This is a genomic window from Paenibacillus antibioticophila (genome assembly GCF_000455265.1).
Taxonomy (GTDB): domain Bacteria; phylum Bacillota; class Bacilli; order Paenibacillales; family Paenibacillaceae; genus Fontibacillus; species Fontibacillus antibioticophila.
Window position 1 is genome coordinate 2870092 of the sequence record NZ_HG005139.1, and the last position, 26502, is coordinate 2896593.

The 26502-nt window shown below is 51.2% G+C and carries 17 protein-coding genes; 8 read left to right on the top strand and 9 right to left on the bottom strand.

What is annotated here, in order from left to right:
* Window positions 1-25: 25 nt before the first annotated feature.
* From TX85_RS13145 to TX85_RS25395, 8 genes are all read right to left on the bottom strand, one after another.
* Window positions 26-1537 (bottom strand): carbohydrate-binding protein, encoded by a 1512-nt coding sequence (locus TX85_RS13145; RefSeq protein WP_101781170.1) that lies wholly within the window; start codon window positions 1535-1537, stop codon window positions 26-28.
* A gap of 380 nt (window positions 1538-1917) precedes the next feature.
* Window positions 1918-2100, bottom strand: coding sequence for a helix-turn-helix domain-containing protein (locus TX85_RS27595; protein ID WP_233500748.1), 183 nt, complete (start codon window positions 2098-2100; stop codon window positions 1918-1920).
* Window positions 2046-3473: a response regulator transcription factor gene (locus TX85_RS13150; protein ID WP_233500706.1), complete on the bottom strand. Its 1428-nt coding sequence runs from the start codon at window positions 3471-3473 to the stop codon at window positions 2046-2048. The genes TX85_RS27595 and TX85_RS13150 overlap by 55 nt, the downstream gene beginning before the upstream one ends.
* Entirely contained in the window at window positions 3470-5245 is a 1776-nt protein-coding gene (locus TX85_RS13155) for a sensor histidine kinase (protein WP_233500707.1), read from the bottom strand. Before TX85_RS13155 ends, TX85_RS13150 begins: the two co-directional genes overlap by 4 nt.
* A gap of 171 nt (window positions 5246-5416) precedes the next feature.
* Entirely contained in the window at window positions 5417-7054 is a 1638-nt protein-coding gene (locus tag TX85_RS13160) for an extracellular solute-binding protein (protein WP_044479556.1), read from the bottom strand.
* Window positions 7055-7103: 49 nt separating this feature from the next.
* Entirely contained in the window at window positions 7104-7976 is an 873-nt protein-coding gene (locus TX85_RS13165) for a carbohydrate ABC transporter permease (RefSeq protein WP_044479557.1), read from the bottom strand.
* Between the two features lie 12 nt (window positions 7977-7988).
* Window positions 7989-8945 (bottom strand): ABC transporter permease, encoded by a 957-nt coding sequence (locus tag TX85_RS13170; protein ID WP_044479558.1) that lies wholly within the window; start codon window positions 8943-8945, stop codon window positions 7989-7991.
* A 943-nt stretch (window positions 8946-9888) separates the two neighbouring features.
* Entirely contained in the window at window positions 9889-12960 is a 3072-nt protein-coding gene (locus tag TX85_RS25395; protein WP_233500708.1) for a family 43 glycosylhydrolase, read from the bottom strand.
* 559 nt (window positions 12961-13519) lie between these two features.
* Here TX85_RS25395 and TX85_RS13185 point away from each other — a divergent pair.
* The 6 genes from TX85_RS13185 (at window position 13520) to mmsB (ending at window position 21824) form a co-directional block, all read left to right on the top strand.
* A complete protein-coding gene (locus TX85_RS13185) occupies window positions 13520-14521 on the top strand; it encodes a substrate-binding domain-containing protein (RefSeq protein ID WP_044479561.1) in 1002 nt (333 codons plus the stop codon).
* Window positions 14511-16493, top strand: a complete 1983-nt coding sequence (locus tag TX85_RS13190; RefSeq protein WP_044480061.1) for a cache domain-containing sensor histidine kinase — start codon at window positions 14511-14513, stop codon at window positions 16491-16493. The genes TX85_RS13185 and TX85_RS13190 overlap by 11 nt, the downstream gene beginning before the upstream one ends.
* Window positions 16490-17719 (top strand): response regulator, encoded by a 1230-nt coding sequence (locus tag TX85_RS13195; protein WP_044479562.1) that lies wholly within the window; start codon window positions 16490-16492, stop codon window positions 17717-17719. The genes TX85_RS13190 and TX85_RS13195 overlap by 4 nt, the downstream gene beginning before the upstream one ends.
* 255 nt (window positions 17720-17974) lie before the next feature.
* Window positions 17975-19036, top strand: a complete 1062-nt coding sequence (chvE, locus tag TX85_RS13200) for a multiple monosaccharide ABC transporter substrate-binding protein (RefSeq protein WP_392391841.1) — start codon at window positions 17975-17977, stop codon at window positions 19034-19036.
* Window positions 19037-19126: 90 nt separating this feature from the next.
* Window positions 19127-20686: a multiple monosaccharide ABC transporter ATP-binding protein gene (gene mmsA, locus TX85_RS13205; RefSeq protein ID WP_044479565.1), complete on the top strand. Its 1560-nt coding sequence runs from the start codon at window positions 19127-19129 to the stop codon at window positions 20684-20686.
* Window positions 20661-21824, top strand: coding sequence for a multiple monosaccharide ABC transporter permease (gene mmsB / locus TX85_RS13210; protein WP_044479567.1), 1164 nt, complete (start codon window positions 20661-20663; stop codon window positions 21822-21824). The genes mmsA and mmsB overlap by 26 nt, the downstream gene beginning before the upstream one ends.
* Before the next feature lie 205 nt (window positions 21825-22029).
* On the opposite strand, the gene TX85_RS13215 is transcribed toward mmsB, so the two are convergent.
* Complete coding sequence (locus TX85_RS13215; protein WP_044479568.1) at window positions 22030-23025, bottom strand: serine hydrolase domain-containing protein; 996 nt, start codon at window positions 23023-23025, stop codon at window positions 22030-22032.
* A 647-nt stretch (window positions 23026-23672) separates the two neighbouring features.
* On the opposite strand from TX85_RS13215, the gene TX85_RS13220 reads away from it, so the two are divergent.
* Together TX85_RS13220 and TX85_RS13225 are read left to right on the top strand one after the other, a co-directional pair.
* Complete coding sequence (locus TX85_RS13220) at window positions 23673-25133, top strand: RtcB family protein (RefSeq protein WP_044480062.1); 1461 nt, start codon at window positions 23673-23675, stop codon at window positions 25131-25133.
* Window positions 25130-26431 (top strand): AAA family ATPase, encoded by a 1302-nt coding sequence (locus tag TX85_RS13225; RefSeq protein WP_233500709.1) that lies wholly within the window; start codon window positions 25130-25132, stop codon window positions 26429-26431. Before TX85_RS13220 ends, TX85_RS13225 begins: the two co-directional genes overlap by 4 nt.
* Window positions 26432-26502 lie beyond the last annotated feature (71 nt).

Here is a 26502-nt window from a genome sequence, read left to right on the forward strand (position 1 = left end):
AATCATTTACTACGCTCCCACGTCCCTACTGCAACTGCCACAAAGCAGGCACATTGGCCGGCTCCCATCCCGGAAGGGAAGTATGGGCTTGGATGCAGGTATAGACGCTACCGTTGTAGGTCACCTGGTCGTTGACACTATAGGAAACCCATGCCTGCCAGGGTTGAGCCTCGCCTGGGTTGTCCTGCGCCGCCGTTTTGCCTTGGACGGAGACGGCAGCGGAAGCATTGCCGGCGGCGTCTTTGGCGGTGACGGTAAACGTGTACGTCGTATCCGGAGACAAGCCGCTGATGGTCGCGGTGGTGGTGTTGACGTTCACGCTGCTTGTGCCGTAGACGACAGTGTAACCGGCGACGCCCACGTTGTCCGTGGAGGCGTTCCACGCCAAGGTGACGCTACTCGGCGTAGTCGCGGTCACGCGAAGCTCGCTCGGAGCGGTTGGCGGCGTTGTGTCAGGATCGGGGTTAGGTCCTGGTCCCGGGCCGGTCCCGAGACCGTCCAGATAAGCCCGGTGGGAGCGGGAAAATTCATAGTTGGCTACTTTGTCCCAGTTGATCGACCAGGTCATCAGACCCTTGAAGCCGGGATAGCCTTGCGGATTGCGCAAGGTGTAGCTGCCGCCGAACGATTGTCCTTTGATGAGATAATCGAGCGCCTTGTGCACGTTGTCCGGGATCGTATAACCGCCGCCCGCCGCCGCTTGCGTGGCCGGAAGGCCGATGAGTAGTTGCTCCGGGCGAAGCGCCGGGAATTTATAATTTGCATTGCCGCCCACGTCAAATCCCTGCAGCAGCATTTCGGCCATGGCCACTTGAAAATCTGCTGTTCCTTGTGCATAGGATTTGCCGTCAAGTCCGGTCATCGGGCCGGAGTTGTAATGCTGAACATGCAGATAGTCCAATTGCTCGCACAATGCGTAGATCACCGGCAAATAAGCTCCCCAAGGACCGCCGTACGCCACATAGCCGCCTTGCACATATGCCGTTTCCGGAGCCATGGTCAGCATGAAGTCCGAACTGTAGCTGTTCAGAATGTCCTCCACGGCGGAGATCAGATTCACAATTTTGGGCGTCGTCGGGCTTCTGAAATCCGTGTCACCGCCGTTCAAGGACAACGAGCTTCCTTCCAGATCAATATCCAGACCGTTAAAGCCGTAAGTGTCGATAATATCCTTCATCGTTCTGACAAAATTTTGCCGAGCCTCCTCGGAAGACAGTTCTATGGTTCCGTTGGCTCCTCCGATGGAAATCAACACTTTTTTACCTTGCCCTTGGAGTTGACGGATATCGGCCTGAAATTCGCTTACGGAAGCGTTGTAAGGCTGAAAGGCCATGTTCCCGCTCGTCGATCCCCCTGCAGGCTCGGCAAACGCTACCTGAATGACGTCAAAATCCGGGGAAACCTCTCTCAGTCGAATATTGCTGGAACCATTATCAAAATTATGCCAATAGCCAACCAGCTTGCGGTCTCCCGCAGCGCCGGCAGGCTTGCCGTCAACAAATGCGGAAAACGAAAATAACGGAACAATTAGAGTCATAGCGAGCAGCCAAATACTTGCTTTACGGAATGCCTTTGCCTGAGTCAATGCTTATTCCTCCCCGCAATTTAATTTTTCGCTCCCAACCAGGAGCAGAAACTATCAGTCTATCAGTCTATCAGTTGACCTCCTTTCCATAGATCGTCAATCTCTCAAGACAATCTAAAAAAATGATTACATTTGATATATTTTACATATTCCTCCATGATTCCTGCTATATTTTTCTAAAAAAACATAGTTATGAGAAAAAAAGTGGAATTAGGGCTCCTTATCTGTCGGGAATCTCACTCTACGAAAGGCTTGCTGGGAATTATGACAAAAAAAGAAACTATGATTTTGTCATAGTTTCGTGAATTTTCATATTTAAGATGTATTTTTTATCAGTCGCGGGAGGTTGCCGAGGTTCGCTTACGGTATTCCTTTGGCGAAAGCCCGGCTATTTTGTTAAACATATGCGTGAAATAATTGGAATCATTGAAGCCGACGGCTTGGGCAACTTCGAAGACTTTCATGTCCGTGCTTTTAAGCAGGAGCTTCGCTTTCTGCACGCGCAGGTTCTGGATATAGGCGGTGACGCTTTCGCCGGTTTCTTTTTGAACAGGTTGCTGAAGTAGCTGGGGTTGAGATGAACATGGGCCGCCACCTCGGCCAATCCGCACTCTTCCATATACTTTTCTTCGATAAACCGGATGGCCTGCTTGACCGGATGGTCTTTTTTGCCGGCAATCCAGTTGTTGTGGGAATGCAGAAACTCACGGATGTACACCTGCAGCCATTCCGTAATCTCTTCGGGCGACTCGCATTTGTAGACGGAGCCCCACTCGATAGAACGTGAGGCCATCCGCCATTCGGGAAACTGTACCTGCACCAGCCGGAGAAGGGCTGCGGCCAAGAGCAGGGCTTCGATTTTGGCGGTTTGCGGAGGCATATTGCCGATTCGCCCCACTTGATCCAGAAGCTCCTTGTTCAACCGGCCGTTATCTTCCGACATCAGCCAAGACACAATTTCCTTCTCCTTTTCGTAAAGCGCCGTCTGGTTAAGTAAAGCTTCATAGGCCGTGCTGCGCTCAGAGGCCGCCTCCCGGCCCGTTCTGCTGCAATACCGCTCGTAAGCCTGGCGCAGGTCCTCCGCCGTGCGGCATTGTCCTTGTCCGCTGCTGGCAAGCGCCAGCTTCAAATAATGCTGAATCGAATCGGCAAGGGTCTGCAGCCAGGATGAGGGCATTTCCGGCCGGGACTCCGCCCTGTCAGCCAATAAAGCCCATTCCGATGAACTCAAGGAAAAAAGCCGAAAGCCGCCGCCATACCATTTATGCAAATGCTCTCTAATAATGTTGCCAAGAGCAAATTGCAATAGGGGCATATCCTGAGCAGTATAATGTTTTTCTGCGGAAATATAGGCGGGGATGCTAAGAAAGTAAAGCCCGCATTCCTTCATCCGTCCGAGCAAAGCCTGCACTTCTCCATTATTGCAGGGCATGCCCATAACCGCCGAGCGAAGCTGGCCGTCCTCATGCTGACGCCTCCAGCCCTCCACCAACCGCCCGGATTGATTCTCCTCGATCAGCCGTACATAGGTCTTGTCGAGCATGTTTAATATATCCGCTTCTACGCAAGGCTTCGTGATAAAGTCCAGCACTCCGAACTTGAGGGCGGACTGGGCATAAGCGAAATCCTTAAATCCCGTGATGATCACAATCTTGGTTCCCCAGCCGCGAGCCTTGATTTCCTCGGCAAGTTCGAGTCCATCCATATGGGGCATGCGGATATCGGTTAACAGCAAGTCCGGGACGCATTGCTCCATCGAAGACAAAGCGGCCCGGCCATTGGCCGCTTCTCCCGCCACCACCCACTCGGCGGAGCGTTTCCCGGCCAGCTTGAGCAAGCCTTTGCGAAAATTCGGCTGATCCTCGGCGATAAACAGCTTGGCTTTCACTCGGTTTCCCCCTCTAAATATTCTTGCGGCAACGTCTGAACGGGAAGCCTGATGTGAACGGTCGTGCCTTTTCCCTTGACGCTGGAAATCTCTACTCCGTAAGGAGTCCCGTACACCAGCTCAATGCGCCGCAGCACGCTTTTAAAGCCAATTCCCGTCTTATTGTTCTCCGGCAGCGCATCCTCAACCTCCTTTAAGGCCCTTAAAGTGCTGTCATCCATGCCGCAACCGTTGTCAGCCACCTCGATATGGAGCGCTTCATCGTGTATAGCCGCCTTCACTCTAAGCACCCGGTCTTCATCCATATTGCGGAAGGCATGCACAAAAACATTTTCCACCACCGGCAGCAGCAGGCATCTCATCATCCGCAGATTCAGCAACGCCTCTTCGGCCTGAATGATCGTTTCAACCTCGCCGGTAAACAATTCGGTCTGAATTTTAATGTAATTGCGTATCTGCTGCAGTTCTTCTCCCAGCGTCGTATCGGTCTTGACGGATTGAAGCGAATACTTCAGCATCTCCGAGATGGCGTTGATCAGCAGCGCCGCCTCCGCCTGATCGTCGTTATACAGCTTCCAATACAGTTCATTGAACAGGTTGTGCAGATAATGCGGGTTCAGCTGCGCCTGAATCGCTTTTAATTCCGATTCCCGCTGGCTGATCTGGGCCAGGTACACTTTGTTGATCAGAGTGCTTACTTGCTCTGCCATGCTGTTGAAGCTCTCGCCGATAAACCCGAGCTCATCGCCGGAACGGACGCTGATCCGTGCCGAGAAATCCCCTGAGCGCAATTTTCGCAGCCCCCGCATCAGATCGGCCAGAGGCATCAGCAGGGTTCGGGTAGATAGCGTAATTAGCAGGGCGCTGAGAAGCACGACGCCAATGCCGGCAATCACGAAAATATGAATGATGTCTTTGTTTTTACGTTGAATCTCCTCCAGGGAGACCCCTCCGTATAGCGTGAAGCCTGCCGGTTCCAGGCGATGGCGGACAAATAAATAAGTGACCCCGTTCATCTTGGCATATCGGGGATCGCTGGCTTCGATCAAATGCATGAGTTGCTCCGTCTCCTCCTGATTCGTATTGGAGTAGAGCAGTCCTCCCAGAGGCTCCAGCAGCAGCACCTTGCCGTTGCCGTTCTCCGTAAGATCCCTCAGCACCTTGGATACCAGGCTTTCCTCCATGACCACCACCATGGTTCCGTATGGAATAAGCTTATCGTTGAGCATCCGTCTGGCGGCGATCAGCACCGTCCGGCGTCCGCCGGGGTCTACGGCACTGGGCAGACTGGCCCGCCCCCAGACCAGGTTCCCCCGATGCGACTCCAGCTTGCCCGTCACCATGGCCATCTCTTCAGGCCCGGGTTTTCCTGACGCCCCATTTTGGGAGAGAACCGCCAAATCCCCGTTTTCATTGAACAGAAAGATGGATCGAATCGACGGCGTATCCACTTGCAGCGTGATCAACTGCTCCTCCACGTACTTCCGGTTCTTGAATTGAGTATAGAGATCCCCTCCGGGATCAAGGCTTTCTGTGACGAACATTTCTATAGAAGGATTCAGTATAATGGATTGGGATACCCGGCTTACCTCTTGAAAGGTGAGCTCCAATCTGGCCAAAGCCTGTTCATTGGCAATCGAGAACTGCTTGCTGATCTCGTCCTCCATCAATTGGACGTTTAAGCGGGAGACCAGCCACCCCGCTAATGCAAAGGCTATTGTGACCATACACGAGAGCAGTACAATCAGCTTCAGCTTGAAGCTGCCCTTCATTTTTCCGGCAATTCTCCCCGGCCAGCTTATCGGATTCAGTCTGTCTCCCTCCCCGAAAAAGATGATGCAATCCGATTGTAAACCCTTTCATCTTAATTTTAAAACAAAACTTGGCCCGGCTGCTACCGGACCAAGTTCTTATTTACTTTTTTTGCGGTGTCCCTTCCAAGCTTACTTCAGCTGAGAGCGAACCATCTCTAGTACATCATCGCCAAGGAAGGCAGTATCTTTATTTTCTTGATACCACGTGTTCATGTATTCCTCGATCTGCTTGCCGCCGCCTTTTTCCCAGGCTGCTTTGGCATCTTCGATCGCTTGCTCGGCCGTATATTTGGACCCGCCGATGATTCCTTTGACAATAATGTCTTTTACTTCTTTGTCCACGTTGGTATTGATAACGACCAGGTCGCTTGGCAGAACCGGCATATGCTCGTAGTGACTCAGAGCAGGGTATTTGGCGTCCGGATTGAGCAAGAATTGATCCGCTTGCTGCATTATTTCTAGCCCTGCCTTCTGTTCCGGATCCTCCACATTAAATGCCGATACGGAGGTCAAAAATGGATTCTGCGGGAGGGAATAGAACATGGTGTAGTCCGCAGCCCAATCCACTTCCTTCGTGTTCTTTTCGAGATCAATCACGACGGGCGCGCCGTCCGCTCCCTTATTCCAATGCTCTCCCTCCAGTCCCTTTCTCAGCGTCAACGCCGTATCCGGCTGGAGCATAAAGTTGATATATTCCATCACAGCCTTAGGATCCTTGGCCGCGGCATTAACCACGGTCGTCATCTGAATCGGGTTGGTCACATGATGGGTGAACTGTCCCATCGGCGACTTAGGCTGCATCATCGGGGCAATTTCCGCTTCCGGGACCACTCTTCTGATCGTCTTGAGATCGGTGACCGTGCTCTCAAACCAGTTATTGATTTGCGGAGGCAGGAAAATGCCCACCTTGCCGTTCAAATAATCCTGCTTTGCTTTGGAGCCGTTCGTGTCAGCCAGGTAATCCGGGTCGATCAGCCCTTCCTCGAACAGTCTCTTCTTGAATTTCGTTGCCTCCAGCGTATTTTCCCAACTGCGGATGATTTTGTCATCAGCCGAGATGGCCCAGCCGCCTGCGCCGAACATGGAATCTATCATACCGCCGGAGGTATAGCTGATATTCGTTCCGTACGTGTCCTTCTTGCCGTTGCCGTCCGGATCTTGCTCTACAAAAGCCTTCAGGACGATAATCAGCTCATCGGTCGTCTTCGGCACCTCCAGGTTGAGCTTTTTCAACCAATCCACCCGGATGAGCGCCACGCTTTGCAGATGGGGCTCGTTAATTTTGCCGATTTCATATAGCTTGCCGTCCGGCTTGGTGCCCACCTCGCGCAGTTGAGGATACTTCTCCAGCAATTTTTCATATTCGGGGGCATACTGCAAGTAATCATCCAGAGGCAGCAGCTGCTTCTGCTGATAGAGCGAATCCCGGAACCCCGTATCATAATCATTGACCATATCCGGTGCACTGCCTGAAGCGAACATCACATTCAGCTTCTGGACTGCCTCCGACCGAAGCACAGGCACAAACTTGGCCTCGACTGGAGAATGTTCATTGATCCATTTAGTCCAGCGGTTCTCCTCCACGCTTCCCTCCGCTGCCGGGATATTGCCTCTGTCATAGTTGGAGACAGTAATGACGGGCTTTTTTTCTGCGCCCCCTGTCTCTGCTTTAGGTTGGCTGCAGCCAACAACCCCCGCTGTCAACACGATTGCCAGTACTGCGGATGACCAGACCTTTTTGTTCCACTTGGATGTTTGTTCAAACATTTGCAAGCTCCTCTCGATCTATGATCTATAATAAATGGATGTGTTGCCGCTAGCCTTTAATCGAACCGAGCATAATCCCTTGAACGAAATATTTTTGCAAAAACGGATATACGACCAGCATCGGCACCACCATGACCATGACGCCTACCGCCTTCAGCTTCTCGGAGATCAGCTCCTGCTGCTGCATGATATCCATCGCCATCATGTTGTCCATGCTCTGAATCTGCAGCATGCTCTGCACGACGACCGTGAGATTCTGCAGTTCCGTTCGGTTGATGTACAGAATGACGTTCATGAACATGTTCCAGTAACCAACACCGTAGAATAGCGTCAATGTTGCCAGCATCGGCAGGGATAAAGGCAATATGACACGTAAAAGCAGTTGCATCTCTCCGCAGCCGTCAATCTGGGCCGCTTCCGTCACTTCGCCCGGAATGTTTTCAAAGAAGCTTTTCATAATCAACATATTATAAGTGCTGATCAGCCCCACAAACCATAAGGACCAGTACGTGTTCGTCAAGTTCAGATTGTTCATCACCAGATAAGTGGGAATCATGCCGCCGCTGAATAACATCGTAAACAGTGCGGCTGTTGTTAGCGGCTTGCGGGCATACAGATAGCGGCGGGACAAAGGGTACGCTGTCAGTACCGTCGTCAGCATGCTAAGCGCCGTTCCGCCCACGGTGATGATGACGCTGTTGGTAAATGCCCGCAAGGCCGGGGTGTTCTGAAAAAAGTACTCATAGGCTGTAAAATCAAGGCCCACCGGCCAGAAGAAGACTTGTCCCAGATCCACCGCATGCCCTTCGCTTAAGGACAAGGCGATCAAATGAAGGAAAGGCAGAATGCAGGTGAGTGCGATGATAATTAAAACCGTATGAACGAAGACCGAAAAAATCTTTCCGCTAGTCGACTCTCTCAATGTAGTTCCCCCCTAGAATAATCCCTGGTCGAATTTCCGGGCCAGCGCGTTAGCCGACAGCAGCAGCACCAGACCGACAAAGGACTCGAAGAGACCCATGGCCGTGGTCAGGCTGAATTGGGCCTTCTGCAGCCCCACTTTATATACATAGGTGCTGATAACCTCGGCTTTTTCCAGGACGGTGGGATTCTGCAGGTTGTAAACCTGATCGAAGCCTACCTCCATCAAGCGGCCCATGCCCAGGATCAGGAGAAGAATAATCGTAGTACGCAGGCCCGGCAGCGTAATATGCCAGATCTGTCTCAGTTTGCCCGCGCCGTCCAGGGCGGCGGATTCGTATAAGCTGGGATCAATGGACGAAAGGGCGGCGAGATAGATAATAGCACCGAACCCCATTTCCTTCCACATCCCGGAGCCGATAAAGATTGCAACCCAGGATTGGATGCGGTACAGAAAAGGCACCGGCTCCATTCCCCACTGCTCCAGCAGCTTATTGACCGTGCCGCCATCGATTGAAAACAAGGTGAGCACCAGCCCTGCTATGATGACCCAGGACAGGAAATGAGGCAGATAGATGATGGTTTGAATCCAGCGTTTCAGCCATCTTTTCCGAACCTCGTTCAGTGCGATGGCGATAATGATCGGTGCAGGGAATCCGAAGATCAGATTCAGAATACTCAGTTCGAGGGTATTCCAGATGATCTGCAGTGTAGCGCTTGACTGAAATAATATCTTGAAATACTTAAGCCCCACCCACGGACTCGACAATATGCCATCGTGGAAGTTGTAATCTTTGAAAGCGATCACAAGTCCGCCCATAGGAAGATAACGGAATATCACGTAGTACAGGATCCCCGGTACGAGCATAAGGAGCAGCGGGATATTCTGCCGAAATCTCTTGGTTTCGTAAAAGGCTTGTTTGGCCTTCGGTACACTCTCCGTTCCGGCGGTCACGGGTGTAATTGGCATGTTCTAACCTTCTTTCTTGGTTGATTGCTTTACGATGATGTTTATACTGTACCGCAGTCCCTTCGGCGCATACCTTAAGAATCTCTAGGTTTTTCTATAGATTTTTTGTTTTTCGCCACAGAAAAAAAGGGGGGCCGAAGCCATGGTTGATGATTGGGGACACCTTTTTTGTGAGGTTACGCCGTGCGTTGTGAAACAAGTGTCGATAAGCACTAAAATTATAGGCGGACGGCTCGGGCGGGCGAAATAAATGCCAAAAGGCATTAAAATTGCTGGATTGGGGCTTCATGCGACGAAATAAATGCCAAAAAGCATTATAATTGCTGACGTGGTGCTCATGCCGGGCGAAATAAGTGCCAAAAGGCATTAGAATTCCTGGCATGGTGCTTCATGCGGCGAAATAAATGCCAAAAAGCATTATAATTGCTGACGTGGTGCTCATGCCGGGCGAAATAAGTGCCAAAAGGCATTAGAATTCCTGGCATGGTGCTTCATGCGGCGAAATAAATGCCAAAAAGCATTAAAATTGCTGGCGTGGTGCTTCATGCGGCGAAATAAATGCCAAAAGGCATTATAATTGCTGAGCGGGTGCTCGTGAGGCCATTTTAATTCATACAGCGCCTAGAATAATGTCACTAAAGCTTCGAGGCTTGCCAAAACCAGCTAATACTTGTCAAGGTTTTTGTAAGTTTGGAGGTCGGATGGGTTTCCCTCGCTCCTCATTTAATCAAGAAAGCCGCAGTGGACGCAAGAAACCAAGGAATCAAGCGAGAGAAGCCCGCTTAGCTCCTTGGTTTCTATATGAATCTCACTCTATATTGTTATTAAGGCTGTACAGAATTTTACTTTCGTACTATTAGGTCAGCCAGAGATTACTGGTTGGCCTTTTTTGGTACGCCTCTTTTTGGGACGCCCTTTTTTGCGCAATCCTTTCCCGTTTCCGTTAGTTATCAGTAACCAGGACTTTGAAATCATCGAAATCAATGGAGGCATTGGCGTAGCCGTCGATGCCGAACAGCTGGCCAGTCAGCTTGTCGCCGCCGGTGTGACGGAAGCTATAGTCTGTGGCTGCCAGAACATCATTGATATAGACGGTATAGGTCTTGGCGTTCCAGTTGGATACCATTTTAATGCTGTACCATGTATTCAAAGAGAAGTTCTGGACGGCTTTCTTAGTCCCTCCGTCCTGTACAATGATCTTATCCCTATCGAAAGCCGTGACCATAGAATAGTTGCCTGTGCCGCTATCATTTCTCACCATAGCGCCATTGGCATACTGGAAGCTGCTGTTTAATCTGGCGCGGTATTCAATGACGATGCGCTGATCCGCCTCAGCCTTGACCTCGCCTACAAACGGCAGGAACAAGTTTGCCTTGCCCGATGTTGCGGTTGTGGTCAGCCGCAGGAACTTATTCCCGCCCTCTTCTTGCACAGCAGCGGCAGCGCCATTGGTCAGAGCCTCGATGGTAATGCCGTATGGGTACTTTCCAGTCTCATCGCTGGAGAAATCCCGGTAGGCATTATAGGTCACGCCATTCTCGGTCAGGTTGAGCGAGCCTAACAGGGCTGCTTCCGCATCGGCAAGGCGATCTAGCGCCTCTTCAAACTGCTCTTTGCTTAGATCAGCATCTGCGGACAACTCTTCCGCATGATCCAGCTCTGCCAGGAGAGCATTATACGCATCTTGACTATAGGTCCCCAAGCCTTCTCCCAAAGGATATGAGAAACTTACTATCCTGTTGCGCATAATATCTACGATCTCATCAAGCCCCCATCCCGGGATGACTTCTACGGAAACGGCAGCAGGAATCTTCTCGCCATTTATGGTTAGCAGGACAGGCACCTGAACCATGCCAAGTGAGTTAAAGTTGATTCCTTCCAGCTTCCAGGTAACCTCGGCAGTGCTTATCTCCCCCTCGTAGTTGACCTCAACAACATCGGGCAGCTTGGGTGTCACTCCGGAGGGAGTCTTTACTTGAGAAAGAAGCTGAGGAAGCTGAGACGGATCCGGAATTACCGTCAAGTTGAACAGCGCTTCCTTGCCGCCGTATGCGGCTTTGATCACCGTATCCCCTGGCCCGGCGCCGTATACCTGACCGGTTACCGTAACTGTGGCCACGTCGGGGTTGCTGCTGAAGTACATGGCGTCAGCCGTCACATCCTGAACCTCATAGGTGTTGTAGCGTGCTGCTGCCTGCAGTTGCCCTGTGTGTCCGACGGTCAGGATGTTGTTCATTCCGCTGAGGGCAATAGACTGCACAGTCTTAGGTTCAGCGGCGACGGTAACCGAGGCTGTGGCCGTTTTCCCGTTATATGTCGCGGTGATCGTAGTGCTGCCTGCCTTGAGCCCCTTGACCCCAATCCCGTCAATATCGGCGACCTCTTTGTTGGAGGAACTGAAGGAAACTCCGCTGCCGATAGGCGAATAAGTAGTGCCTGTTACCGTATATACGGGCAAGCTGTGACTTTCACCCAATCCTAGTGTGTACCCCGGAGAATCGAAAAGAATTTCCGATACAACATCAAGCTTGAATAGATCCATGCTGTCAATTTCGGCAAGGTTGGCACCCGTCGAGAAACGGATGGTATTATTGCCTTGCTTGAGATAGACCTTCGCCGTGGAGGCTCCCCAACGATTCCAGCCGGAATAGACGATGTTCAATCTGGCGCCGGAACCGCCGTTGACCGATAGGATATGGGAAGCATCCGCCCCGTTCGATGAACCGTTGGCATTGCGCACGGACAGCACATAAAATCCCTCCTCCGGCACATTGACCGTAAACTGGGCATAATCATTGGCGTTCTTGATATTGCCGATCTTCTTATCGTCGGAAGCTGTACTTTCCCGCCAGACTCCGGGACCCGTTCCGCCGTTGGGATCTTTCATCAACAGGGCCGCTTCCGCCTCATAGCGCTGACGCACCGGCTCCCCTGAAGGCACGGCAATCGGTTGGTTCGGATCGACAGGCTCTCCCAGGTTTGGCGTTCCGTCCGCGTTCCAGATGAACTTTTGTGCGCGGACATTGCGGGTCCACCCTGATCCCGGCCAGCGGGCGGAATGGTAGATAATCCAGTCCTCACTGCCGTCAGGCGAGGTGGTGAGGCTGTGGTGGCCCGGGCCGTAAACGCCGTTGGCGCTTGAGAAAATTGGTTCATCCTGTTTTACCCAGGAGCCGGGGTTCATCAAATCGTCGCCAATCGTGGCCGTGATCAGTCCCAGGCAGTAACTGTCCGTCCAGCTTCCGTTTGCGGAATAGACCAGGTTGATGGTGTTGCCGCGTATATTGACTTGGGGACCTTCATTGATCCTGCCCGGGGACGTTTCCCAATCATGCTCAGGCGTTGAAAGCAATACGCGTTGCGAGCTGATGGTCCGTGGATCGCTCATCTCCGCAATATATAGATTTTGGAAGCTTCCATCCGTGTCCTCCCAGCCGGACCAGATGAAATAGTGTTTCTCGTTTACCGTCAGCACCGTGCCGTCGATCGCCCAGCGGTCAGTAGAATCGGTGATTTTCCCTTTGAACTCCCAGGTTCCGGTCATCGGATTCTCACTGGCGTTCTCCAGCACGTACATGCGGTGGTTGGCGTTGGTTCCGTTGTCAGCCGCAAAGTAAATATACCATTTGAAGCTGCCATCGGTATCCTTGAGATAGTGCATTTCCGGCGCCCAAACGTTGGAGCTGTACATGGTGCCCTTAACCGGTGTCCAGGCCAGGCTCCTCTCGCCCGGATCAATGCCGGTGATGGTCTTCGCTCTGCGGATCATGATGCCGCTGGCGTTGACAAAGACATTGTAGTAATAGCCGTCCGTGTGCTTGTAAACATAAGGATCTGCGCCTACCTGCATGATAATATTATAGAAATCTGACACCTCCGACACCCCCGTTGTCGACGCCATCGAATCTGTCGCATCCGGCGTCCGTTCTTCCGCCGCAGCCGCTCCGCTCCATTGCGGCAACATCAACAGCACCGCGAGACAAAGCAGCAGATACCTGAATCTTTTCCTGAGCATTTGCAGTCCTCCTTGGAATCAGTTAGTTCTCTGCCTTCGCCGAGGCAGATGGGACAAGGATTTCTCCGCACTCCATACTATCCAGACTACTTTTCTCCTGCTTATTTGCTTTATTGCCGACGCTCCGTTCGACCTTACTTCTTCGGCACCTCCAGATTCAGATTTTCAACCTACCCATCCGGATGAACAGATTGTAAGCGATTACAATACTGCCCGCAGGAAAATGCCGGTATATCACGCAGTGCAAGGATCCCCGCCCCCCGGCACGCTGTCCGTTCCGGCGGTCGCTGATGTTGTTGGCATGTTCTAACCTTCCGTCCTGGTTGAATGTGTATACTGTACCGCAGTCCTTCCGGTTCAAACCTTAAGATTCTCTAGGTTTTTCTATAGAATTTTTGTTTTTCGCTATCGAAAAGGGATGCGTTTCTTCATCTCTTCCTCATTTCCCAATAAATCCAATCCTTCCTGTCATTTGCAAAAAAATGATGATATCCCCTGTGAATCATAGTATGATGATGGCGTTATCTTATCATTTGCGCATTGATGAAAGGGGTTTCATATGCGAAAAATCTGGATCGTCTATTTGCTGCTGATCGCCTGCTTTGCCTTCTATGTACTGAATTACCGCGCGCAAAGTCAAATCAGTGATCAACGGAATGCAGGTGGCTTGCGGGGCAGCATGGACGAAAAATACGTCATGGTCACCTTTCAAATGGGCATCGACTATTGGAAGAGCGGCTTGAAGGGCTTTGAGGATGCGGCTCAAGCGTTGAACGTATCCGTTGAATATCGCGGTGCAACTCAGCGCGATGTCCATGAGCAGCGGACCGTTCTTGAGCAGGTCATTGCTAAGAAGCCGGCCGGCATTGCTGTCTCCGCCATGCATGCAGCCGAACTGACAGCCACGATTAATAAGGCTGTAGAGGTTGGGATTCCGGTCGTTCTCTTCGACTCCGATGCCCCCGGAAGCCGGGCTTACTCCTTCCTCGGCACCAATAACTACGCGGCCGGAGCCCGGGCCGCTGACAAGATGGCCGAGCTTACCGGCGGAAGAGGCAAGCTCGCCATCATCACCGTCCCGGATCAACAGAACCATTTAGATCGCACACAGGGCTTCGCCGACACCATAGCAGCCGAATTCCCTGAGCTAAGCGTGGTCGTTATCAAGAATGGCAAAGGAGACCCTCTTTTCTCCCGCCAGGCGGCGGAGGAAATCTTGCTGTCCTTTCCTAATGTAGCAGGAATCTTCACCACTGAGGCCAACGGGGGCATCGGTGTGGCGGAGGCCGTACGTGAATACAGCCCCTCTGCAGCAGGACCGAGAATTGTCAGCTTTGATACAGATAAGGGGACACTGGACCTTGTCAAGAGCGGCGACATTGACGCCACCATGGCTCAAGGCACCTGGAATATGGGATACTGGGCCATGCAATTTCTGTTCTCGCTTAATCATGGCATGAACGACACCCGGAATCCGGGTTCTTTGCAGGTCCCGCAGCAGGTAGATACCGGCATTACCGTCGTCACCCGGCAGAATGTGAATGATTATTATGCGAAATAGGCGCAGTGAACGGCCCTGGGAGCTCCGCCGCTTTCTGCTAAATAACTTGCCGATTCGCTATAAGCTGATCGTGCACTTTCTGCTGATCAGCATCCTTCCTTCCATCGGGCTGGGCCTGCTGACGAACTGGACGGTGGACCGCATTATCGAGCGGCAAATTACGGATACCACCCTGCAGCTGATCAGCAAGGTGAACCATTCCCTGGAGGCGTATGTGGAAAATTTGCAGAACATAACCTATTTTATCTCGTTTAATCCCGAGGTACAGCGGTTTCTCGAAGTCCGGCCGGGGACCGTTGACGACAACGTGCCGACAACGGCCGCAGAGGATCGGGCTAGCGTGGCTGCAAGCCTGCCCTCCCCTCTGGCAGTCAGCGATACAAATACTCCTGAACAGTTACTGGAGGCGGGCAACGAATATTATGAAATCCGCAAATTTCTGCAAGGCTTCACGACCCTGCATTCCGAGGTGGCCGGCATTCTGGTCGTGAACAGTCAGGGCCAGTATATCAGCAATGAAATGTATGCCCGCACGGAAGAAAGCTTGACCCGGGAAAGCTGGTATGCGGAGGCGATCCGGAACAAGGGGATTTTTAAAATTATTGGTCATCCCCATCACCGCAATGTCACCACACACGTTAATTATCAGGATAGCGAGGTCGTATCCGCTGTACGGGCCATTCTTGATCCCGACACCCAGCAAGTCAAAGGCGTCATTCTCATCGACCTTAAGCTACGTGTCATTGCGGAGACCGCTCAGGATGTGCGATTGGGCAAAACGGGCTATTTAACCGTGGTCGATGGCGAAGGCGAATTAATCTATGCTCCGCCCGACCCTTATATTGAGCAAATCCCGCTGGAGCATCTTGATCCTTCGGGATCGGGAACTTATTCAGAGCGAATCGGCGGCCGGGACTTCCAATTCGTCTATCGGCACGCCACATTCCCTGACTGGACTACGGTGGGCATCTTTCCCATGTCGGAATCGGCAGCCGAGATGCGGGAAATCCGCTTCTACGTCGTCAGCTTCGTCTTTATCGTATGCTTGCTGGGGATGACGGCTTCCTTCTACCTGGCACACTCGATCTCAAGGCCCATCGGGCAGTTGGCCTCCTTCATGCAGAAGGCTCAGTCCGGTGATCTGACAATCCGCCATTGGAGCGACCGTACGGACGAGATCGGCTTGCTGGGCCGCCAGTTCAATGCTATGCTGCTGCAAATTCACCGCCTGCTCTCGTTGACGGAATTGCAGGAGCGGCAGAAGCGGGAAGCAGAGCTGCGCAGCCTGCAAGCTCATATTAAGCCGCATTTTCTCTATAATACGCTCGATACCATTCATTGGATGGCTCGCCGCCGGGGAGCCGAGGATATCGCCGAAATGGCGGAATCGCTGTCCAGGCTGTTCCGGATCGGACTAAGCAAAGGGCACGATATGATCCCGTTAAACGATGAGAACGAGCATGTCCGCAGCTATCTGCAAATACAGCATGTTCGCTATCAGAATAAGCTGGATTATACGCTGAGCATCGACCCGAAAATTCAGGATGTTCACGTCCTCAAGCTGATCCTTCAGCCGATCGTGGAGAACGCCATTTATCATGGAATCAAGGAACGACGCGGCCCCGGACATATCACCGTGGAAGCCGCTGAGGAGGACGGCATACTGGTGTTGACCGTTCGGGATGACGGCAAAGGGATTCCCCCGGAGAAGCTCGCCGTCCTGCAAAGAAAGCTGCAAGCAGCCGCTGCCGTCAGCGCGGAAGGACCGGAGAAGACAGCGACCGCTCCAGATAGTTCGGGAGAAGATCAGCAAGGCTACGGCATGATGAATGTCCAGGCGCGCATTGCCTTGACCTTTGGCAGCAGATACGGAGTAACGATTCAGAGCGAAGAGGGACATGGAACGACCGTTACTGTGCTGCACCCGATTGTCCGGGAGAATCCGGCATGGATGGGAGGGAATAGAACATGAATGATTTTTGCTGGAAGGTGTTGATTGCCGATGATGAGCTGATTATCCGTGAAGGTATTCGGGAAAGCGTCAACTGGGAGCAGTTGCGAATGAAGGTGGTCGCGGAAGCCGAGGATGGCGAGGAGGCGCTCGATTTAGCTCTGCGCCACAGCGTACACATTCTGTTGGTCGATCTGAACATGCCGATCATGAACGGCATTGAACTGATGAAGCAGGTGCGCGAGAAGCTGCCGGAAGCCAAGCTCATTATTATTACCGGTCATGATGAGTTCACCTATGCCCAGAAGGCCATCCGCTTGCAGGTGAAGGACTACATCCTGAAGCCGGCCAATCCGGCTCAATTAGAGAAGGTGCTGCGGCAGGTTCGCGGCGAACTGGAGGAAGAAGCCGCCAAGCAGCAGCACTGGAAGACCGCATCCCGCCAAATCTCGCGAAGCTATCCACTGCTGCGGGAACGCTTCTGTCAGGAATGGATGGAAGGAGGTCTGACGGAAGCGGAAATTTTAGAGCAGTTGCAGTTCCTGAAGCTGCCGGAGGCCAGCCCCGATTGGCTGGGAGTCATTCGCCTGCCCGAAGCGGGCGGCTCTCCCGCCGCTCTGAAGAAGGATGAGCGCCAGCTTTACTGGTTTGCAGTAGAGAATATCGCTAACGAGTGGCTCGCTCCCTATCCCAAGGTCATGTTCCGCGATCCGTTCGGGTTGCTGGTCATCCTGCTCTGGGACTTGCAGGCGGAGAAGGACTTCCACCGCATCGAAGCCTCGGTACGGACGCATCTGAAGATTGCCGCCGAGGTTCACCTTACGGAAGGCACCCGCAGCGTACTGGAGCTCCCGTCGGTCTATCGGGCCAGCAAGGCCGTCGTGATGAAGGAGGTTGTAATCTCCCCTCTAGTACGAAGAGCCAAGCAATATATACTGGAGCATTATGCCGATAGTCAGCTTACCTTGGAGGGCATGGCCCTGGATTTGCAGGCCTCTCCCGCTTATTTGAGCCGGATGATCAAGCAAGAGCTCGGCACAACCTTCGGCAGCTATCTCACGCAAATCCGGCTTCGCCGGGCCAGTCGGCTGCTCACATCCACCCCGCTGAGCATTGCCCAAATCTCCGAGCAGGCCGGATATGAAACCCAGCATTATTTCAGCACCGCATTCAAGCGCGCCACCGGCATCTCCCCGATGCAATATCGCAAGGGCGCCTTCGAGAATGAGTCTGAGGAAGAAGAATGAGGCGCGGGGAACGGGAGCTTTTTCCCGTTCCTCTCTCCCCCTTATCCCCCTAACCCACTATCACTATTTATCCTCCACTCCCCGGGTCCTCTTTTTAAACAATCCCCGTCCCTTCCATTTCCAGAGAAAGTAATAAAATTATAAAAAGAGTAGTTTCTATGTAAATACGACCTCCCCCTTCCCTTGCTATACTCTCTCACGAAAGCGTATTCATAAAATGTGTAGGGGGAATGAGTTTTGAAGAGATCATTAGTAATGATGCTGGCACTGGTGCTTATGCTGGGCCTCACGGCTTGCGCCGGCGGAAGCAGCAAGGGCGCAAGCGGTAAGGGTACGGTAGGTATCGCGATGCCGACCAAATCTTCAGAGCGCTGGGTTGGCGACGGTAACAACATGGTCAAGGAGTTTGAGGCGCGGGGTTATGACACCGATCTCCAGTATGGAGAAGACGTCATTGAGAATCAGGTATCGCAAATCGAGAACATGATTACCAAAGGCGTTAAAATTCTCGTCATTGCCTCCATCGACGGCGGCGCATTGACCGAGGTCCTGCAAAAGGCGCATGACCAGGGCATTCAAGTCATTGCCTATGACCGCCTGATCATGAATAGCGAGTATGTCGACTATTACGCTACCTTCGATAACTTCCAGGTCGGCGTGCAGCAGGCTTCCTACATTGAAGAGAAGCTTGGACTTAAGGATGGCAAGGGACCATTCAACATCGAGTTGTTCGGCGGATCACCGGATGACAACAATGCTTATTTCTTTTTCGAAGGCGCCATGTCTGTTCTACAGCCGTATATAGACTCCGGCAAGCTGGTCGTTCGCAGCGGCCAAACCAAGATGGAGCAAATTGCTACACTTCGCTGGGATGGAGCCACGGCTCAAGCACGGATGGACAATTTGCTGAGTGCACACTACTCCTCGGAGAATGTGGATGCTGTCCTCTCCCCTTATGACGGCATCAGCATCGGCATCCTCTCCTCGCTTAAAGGCGTAGGCTATGGCTCCGGCAGCAAGGCGCTTCCGATCGTGACCGGACAGGATGCGGAGCTCGCTTCCGTAAAGTCTATTCTTGCCGGAGAACAGACGCAAACGGTGTTTAAGGATACGCGGGAGCTGGCTAAGAAGGCAGTCTCCATGGCTCTGAGCATCCTGGAAGGCTCGGAGGCCGAGGTCAATGATACCGAAACCTATGACAACGGCGTAAAGGTTGTTCCATCCTATCTGCTGGAGCCTCAATCGGTAGATAAGGACAATGTGGAAAGCCTGCTGGTAGAAAGCAAATATTACTCGAAGGAAGAACTGGGCCTCTAAGTGAGTCCCCGAGCATGCCCTAGCGGCGGACGGTTTATTATCACTGCCGCCGCTATTCATAACTATCAAGGAAAGGCCGGGTGACGGCACTTGAGCGGGACGATTTTGGAAATGAAGGACATTACCAAGACGTTTCCGGGCGTTAAAGCGCTCAGCAACGTCAACCTCAAGGTAACAGAAGGAGAGATTCACGCTCTGTGCGGAGAGAATGGGGCCGGCAAATCCACGCTGATGAAGGTGCTCAGCGGAGTATATCCGCACGGCTCTTACGAGGGCGAGATTTTCTTTGACGGGCAGCCCTGCGAATTCAAGGATATCAAGCAAAGCGAACAGGTCGGCATCGTCATTATCCATCAGGAATTGGCCTTGATTCCCTATCTGTCGATTGCAGAGAATATTTTCCTGGGCAACGAGCAAAGCAAACGGGGACTGGTCGACTGGAACGAGACTACGATGAAGACAAAAGGACTGCTGCATACGGTGGGGCTGGACGAATCGCCAGCCACCCGTGTGCTGGAGCTTGGGGTCGGCAAGCAGCAGTTGGTGGAGATTGCCAAGGCTTTGTCCAAACAGGTCAGGCTGTTAATTCTGGACGAGCCGACGGCTGCGTTAAACGAAGACGATAGCGAGAACCTGCTGGCCCTTATTCTGGAGTTGAAGAAACAAGGCATCACATCGATTATCATCTCTCACAAACTGGGCGAGATCAGTCGAGTGGCTGACACGATTACCATTTTGCGTGATGGTCAGACGATTCAAACCTTGGATATGAAGGCCGATCAGGTCACGGAGGACATGATTATTAAGGGGATGGTCGGTCGGGACCTGACGCATCGCTATCCCGAGCGTACTCCCCAAATCGGCGATATTATCTTCGAGGTGCAGGACTGGGAGGCCTATCATCCTCAGCAGGAGGAGCGCAAGGTGCTGGACGACATTAATCTGAACATTCGCCAGGGTGAGATTGTCGGCATCGCCGGACTGATGGGAGCTGGCCGGACAGAGCTGGCGATGAGCATCTTTGGCCGCTCTTACGGTCGGCATATTCAAGGCAAGCTGTTCCTGCACGGCCGGGAGGTTCGCTTTGATCATATCAGCCAGGCGATTGAACATGGAGTAGCTTATGTTACAGAGGACCGCAAGCAATATGGCCTGATCTTAATCGACGATATCAAGCGTAATATTTCGCTAGCCTCATTAGGCAAGCTCTCTCGCCGGGGCGTCATTCATGAACAGGAGGAAGTGCTTGTCGCCGAGGAATACCGCCGCAAGCTTAACATCAAAACCCCGAGCATTTTGCAAAAAGCGGTTAACCTGAGCGGCGGCAACCAGCAGAAGGTCGTATTGAGCAAATGGATCTATTCGCAGCCGGAGATATTGATTCTCGATGAGCCTACTCGCGGGATCGATGTCGGGGCCAAGTACGAAATTTATTCCATCGTGAATCAATTGGCTGACGAGGGTAAGGGCATCTTGTTCATCTCCTCCGAACTGCCGGAAATTCTCGGGATGTGCGACCGGATCTACGTCATGAGCGAAGGCCGGATCACCGGGGAGGTCCGCCGCGAAGACGCCACGCAGGAAGTGTTAATGAAATCCATGACTCGAGGCAGGGGGGAGACAGATGCAAGCAGTCAGCGAGCTCTTTAAGAAAAATATTCGCCAGTACGGTATGATTATTGCTTTAGTCTTCATCACAATTTTATTCCAGATTTTGACCGAGGGTATTTTGCTCAAGCCGCTTAACATTACGAATCTGATCTTGCAAAACAGCTATATTCTGGTGCTCGCCATTGGGATGGTGCTAGTCATTATTACCGGGCATATCGACTTGTCCGTCGGCTCCATCGCTGCGTTCATCGGTGCGCTATCCGCCATCATGATGGTGGATTTGCAGTTACCGGTGTATCTCGCGGTTATATTATCCCTGGCAGCCGGAGCGCTGATCGGGGCCTGGCAGGGCTTCTGGATCGCGTATATCAAAATCCCGGCTTTTATCGTTACCTTGGCCGGCATGCTCCTGTTCCGGGGACTCACCATGATTGTACTGGGAGGCCAGTCGATCGCACCGTTCCCAAAAACCTTTCAGCGCATCAGCTCTGGCTTTATCCCGGACTGGCTTGGCGGCGGAGAAATTCATCTGCTTACGGTGACACTCGGTATATTGCTGTCTGTACTCTACATCTGGCAAGAATACAAAGACCGCCGCACACAGATCAAATACAACTTCGACACGGCACCCATCTGGATGTTCGTAACGAAAATTGTGCTGCTTGTGGCCGTCATTAACATTTTCACATTTGTACTCGCTACCTATAACGGACTTCCGAATATTCTCATCATCCTGTTCTTCTTGATCGTCATCTATTCCTTTGTTATGAATCGGATGGTAGCCGGCCGTCATATTTATGCCATCGGCGGTAATGAGAAGGCCGCCAGCCTGTCGGGAGTCAAGACGAAGCGGGTGACATTCTGGGTATTCGTCAATATGGGGGCTTTGGCCGCCTTATCCGGCCTGATCTTTGCAGCCCGCCTGAATTCGGCAACCCCCAAGGCAGGCATCAACTTCGAGCTCGATGCCATCGCAGCCTGCTTTATCGGCGGCGCTTCCGCTTCCGGCGGCATCGGTACCGTCATCGGTGCGATCATCGGCGGTCTTGTCATGGGCGTGATGAACAACGGTATGTCCTTGATCGGCCTCGGCGTCGATTGGCAGCAAGGCATCAAGGGCCTCGTCCTGCTGTTAGCCGTAGCGTTTGATATCTACAATAAGTCGAAGACGAATTGATGGAGCGGGTTATATACTCAAAAGGAGCCGAGCGAGTTGATCGCCTGGCTCCTTTTAAATTCAAAGCACTGTTTCCACCGTCCAAATCTACATGGTCAGCATCAATCTGAGTACTGTCGTTTTCCTGATCCAATTGTAAAACGCAATATCACAACGTATAGATGATGCAATCTCGATAACGCACTCACGAGTGTTTACAAATTCATCAATTAGAATAGAGGTTGTTATTTATATCCCTCAGTAATTCCCAAACATTATCCCCATAGTTACTGACTAACACGACCATCAACTGTTGTGAAATATCATAAGATGTAATAAAGCTCACGCCTGGATCACTGCCTTGAAAGTATGGTACAAAGTGACTATTTGTTTTTCTCAGCCAGATCCCATAACCATAGCATCCATCTTTTCCGCTATGATTTGAAAGCATATTTTTTGTCATTGATTCTGAAAGTAGTTGGTATGACAACAAGCAATTCCAGAACGATTCGATATCGGCCACAGTTGTAAATGCACCTCCAGCACCAGTCCCCTTGGCATCTACGCTGAATATATTAGTCCTATACGTATTACGTCGTTCATCGTAAATATAGTTTGCAGCACATTTTGCAGGCAGCATGTCGAGCTCATAATACCCCGTACTATACATTTCACACGGTTTGAAGACTTGATCAGTCAAATATTTATCAAATTCCATTCCTGTTAGCTTCTCGATAACAAGAGCCAATACAACAAACCCTGTGTTGTTATACTGAAATCTACTACCACGAGGATACATCATTGGTTTATCAACAAAGAGTGGCAGCAAATCTTGATTAGAGCGTATTTTATAATTTGGAAAGTCGATCCAAAGCTCTTCATATTCACTCATCACAGATTCATCAAAATAGTCTGGAATGCCTGAAGTATGCGTTAACAATTGTTTGATTGTTATATTAATGTCTATTTGTTTAAGATCAATATCAAGTATCTCTCCAATGGTCGTTTCAAAAGCGAGTAAACCTTTTTCAATTAGTTGCAATATTCCAACAGCGACAAACACTTTACCTGCTGAAGCTGTTGCAAACTTTGTATCAAAATCGTTACTTACTTTATTCTGTAAATCGGCATAGCCCGCTGCTTTTTTCAATATCACTTCGTTGTTTTTAGTGATCACAGCACAACCTCTAAAATTGCTGTCAAATAGACTGTCTAAATTCATCTAATAACTCACTCCATTTCCCTCACTCGACCTGTCCAGCATCAGGCCTAATCGTTGCCTCCAGTATACAATCTTTAGTTCAACTTATATAGAAGGAGAAATTAGTAGCTATTAAAGATTATTCTAACGCAAAATCCAGCTGTTTTTGGATGTTTAATCCCCTTTTAAAATAAAGAGTATATTCGCCAGGTTCCCAGTCCAAATTTTTCAATCTCATCTCGTCCTATCCTCCAATAAAAGGGTTGACATGGAAAAAGATGCTGGCGTAAGATAGATTACATTATGAATGAAGGGAGGTTGAAGGCAATGATGGCAGTTTATGGCGCTCGGTCGTTTAGTTTTTTTGGTGTAAATGCAATTTCATATTCTGCTCATCGTTTCTTCAGCCTCATACGGGAGACATAGGAGATATGTGACTTATCAAGGGTACGGTTTTGATGTTCTCTGGTATGTCACTTTACAGCTATGGTTAAAGAAGGAGCGGCTGTCAGTTAGCTGACAGCGAATTCTTTTGTAAAGATTCACACAAAGAAGTCATGGGCAACAGGCCTATGGCTTCTTTTCTTGTGGCCTATGAGCGAAGTGCGACTTCGAGCAAGATATGTACACTTTATGAAATGAATTTAGAAAGGATTAATAAACAATTTATGAATACTCAAATTTATGGAACAGCAATAGATGAACAAGGCGCCTTTCGTCACGAAGTGAAGCTGCCTTCTGGCGATCTGACGGTTTACGCGACACAGCAGCTTTTCTCATCACTCGATTACAAGGTATTTGAAATGGCAAACAACAATTTGCAAATCCCGGACATTCGTTATATGAGCTATACTCCGGACGTACATGTGGGTGTTGGTACTTGTATCGGTACAACGGCGGTATGGGATGCGCGGAGCGGATATGTATCTCCCAGTATTGTAGGCAGTGATATCGGCTGCGGCATGCGGGTGCACATGACCAACCTGCACAAGGATGATCTTAAAGATGTGAAGCTGCGGCGTAAATTGGTCAAGGCCATCGAAAAAGTGTTGCCGATGGAGGCCAATCAGCGAGGACATTATTCCGATATTCGGCTGGAGCATATTGTACGCAAAGGACTGCATGGACTGCCTAAGAAATATATTCCGGACAGCTATACTCCCAAAAAGTCTACTTCATTAACTCATGTGGAGAGCAGCAAATTCGCCTTCGATGAAAGTGTACTGGAGCTTGTGCCGGACATGACCTGGCATCGGGCGCATAGACAGCTTGGTACGCTGGGGGGCGGCAACCACTTTGCCGAGATCCAGGCGATCGAAATTGCCGAGGAGAACCGGAGCATCGCGGAAGCTTGGGGCTTGTCCGACGGACAAATCGTCGTCATGATCCACTCCGGGTCGCGGGCCTGGGGGGGATATGTTAGCCAAATGAGCTCATCAGCTATCCTTAAGGTGATGCAGCGCCACGGATGGGGAACCTCTGATCCCAAGCTGATCTTCGCTCCCTTGGAGCATGCAGAGGGCAGACATTATGTGAATATGATGTACTCTGCACTTAACTATGCGGTAACGAACCGCCACCTCATCGCTTATGCCATGCGCGAAGCGTTCCGCGAGGTGTTTGGGTCAAAATGCGAATTCAGCACATTGTACGACTTGATGCATAATTACGCCTGGGAAGAGCATCATCCCGAGCTGGGCAGGGTATTCGTGCATCGCAAGGGGGCAACCCGGGCGTTGCCGGCTGGCCATACTGATAATCCGAAGCCATATTTGACAACCGGACACCCTGCGCTTATTCCCGGTTCGATGGGGACAGCTTCCTATATCATGGTGGGACAACCGGGAGGGGCTGACAATTATTATTCCATTTGCCATGGAGCAGGCCGCATCCGCTCACGTACAGCGACAAAACGCTTGGTGAAGGTCGAGGACTTCGAAGCTGCGCTCCGTGTAGGAACCGAAGATGAAATTGTTGTTAACCAGCGTTCGCTGGAATCCATCCTGGATGAGTCGCCGCAAGCGTACAAAAATGTGGATGAAATTATTGAAAGTGTCACGGGAGCAGGATTGGCTCAGGTTGTCGCCAAATGCAAGCCGCTTGCTGCCGTTAAGGGGGCTAAGTCATGACATTACAGAATTCAAACAGACCACAAAGCATCTCCTCTATTTACGCGCTGAAGCCTCATTCCGTGGAAGCGATTGAAGGCTATGCCACCTATGCTCATTTGATTAGCGGTATTATTGATGCGCTCTATTCTCGCTACGCAATACGCTATGAGCTGTTTGCTAGCGATGATCCAAACAATGAATACTGGAGTCTTCTGGAGGAGGATCTTCGCTCTGAGAGCGAAGATGTGGAACTGGTGGCCCGGGTGTTTGAGGACCTGGAGCTTCGCACCTTCCACTACGATGATGAGGGCGATGTACCTGCGTACGGAATGCAGTATTCATTGCGAAACAACGTATTTGCATACCCCAAATTGGGGGTAGCTCTGGCGAGAATTCCATTCTTCCGCTTAAATGGCGTCTATACAGAGGATTTTGTGTTTGCCGCCAGCGAAGAGCAGATGAAGCGATTCCTAAGCACGGTGCGCGAGCGTGAACGGCAGCAAAATATGAAGCGGGTGACGGTCTTTACGGATACCCGCAACGGCATCGAGCGCCAAGGCGAAGCCATCACCCGAACGGTTACCCGGGACCAGGTAGTGCTCTCAGAAGAAATCAAGCAGGATATCTTCCATGCATTGGATCAGTTCTTTGAGGAGGATCGCACGTTTTACCGCCAGTTTGATATTCCCTACAAGCGGGGAATTCTGCTGTATGGACACCCTGGTAACGGTAAGACTACCTTGGTGAAATCCATCGCGGGGAGTATACCAGGTCCGGCAGCCTACTGGCAAATTACCGAGTATACGACGAGTGAATCGGTGCGGGAGGTATTCGATGCTGCGAAACGGCTGGCTCCAATGGTTCTTATTATTGAAGATATTGACTCCATGCCGGAAGGCGTTCGCTCCTTCTTCCTGAACACACTGGATGGGGCTACCTCCAAGGAAGGCATCTTCTTGATCGGTACGACAAATTATCCTGAGAAAATTGATCCGGGACTCATGAACCGGGCAGGGCGGTTTGATCGTGCTTATGAAATCAGCATGCCCAATGAAGCTCTGCGTGAGCAATATCTCAAGCAACGGGGATTTGACCTGTTTGCTGGGGCAGAAGGAACACTGGAAGCGGCGCGGCATACAGAGTCCTTCTCACTGGCCCAGATGGGCGAAGTATATGTGAGTGCTGCGCTGGAGTGGCATCGGCAAGGACATGTGGATATAGCTAAGCTGATTCAGTCACTGCGCGAGGAACTGGACAAGGGCCATAAGCGCCAGTGGCTGCAGCAACCGGGGCAGGGACGGGTTGGTTTCTTTTGAGTTGTTGGAACAGGACAAATTTGGAATTAACGAAAATGACCACTTCTACATTACACAAGAAGTGGTCATTA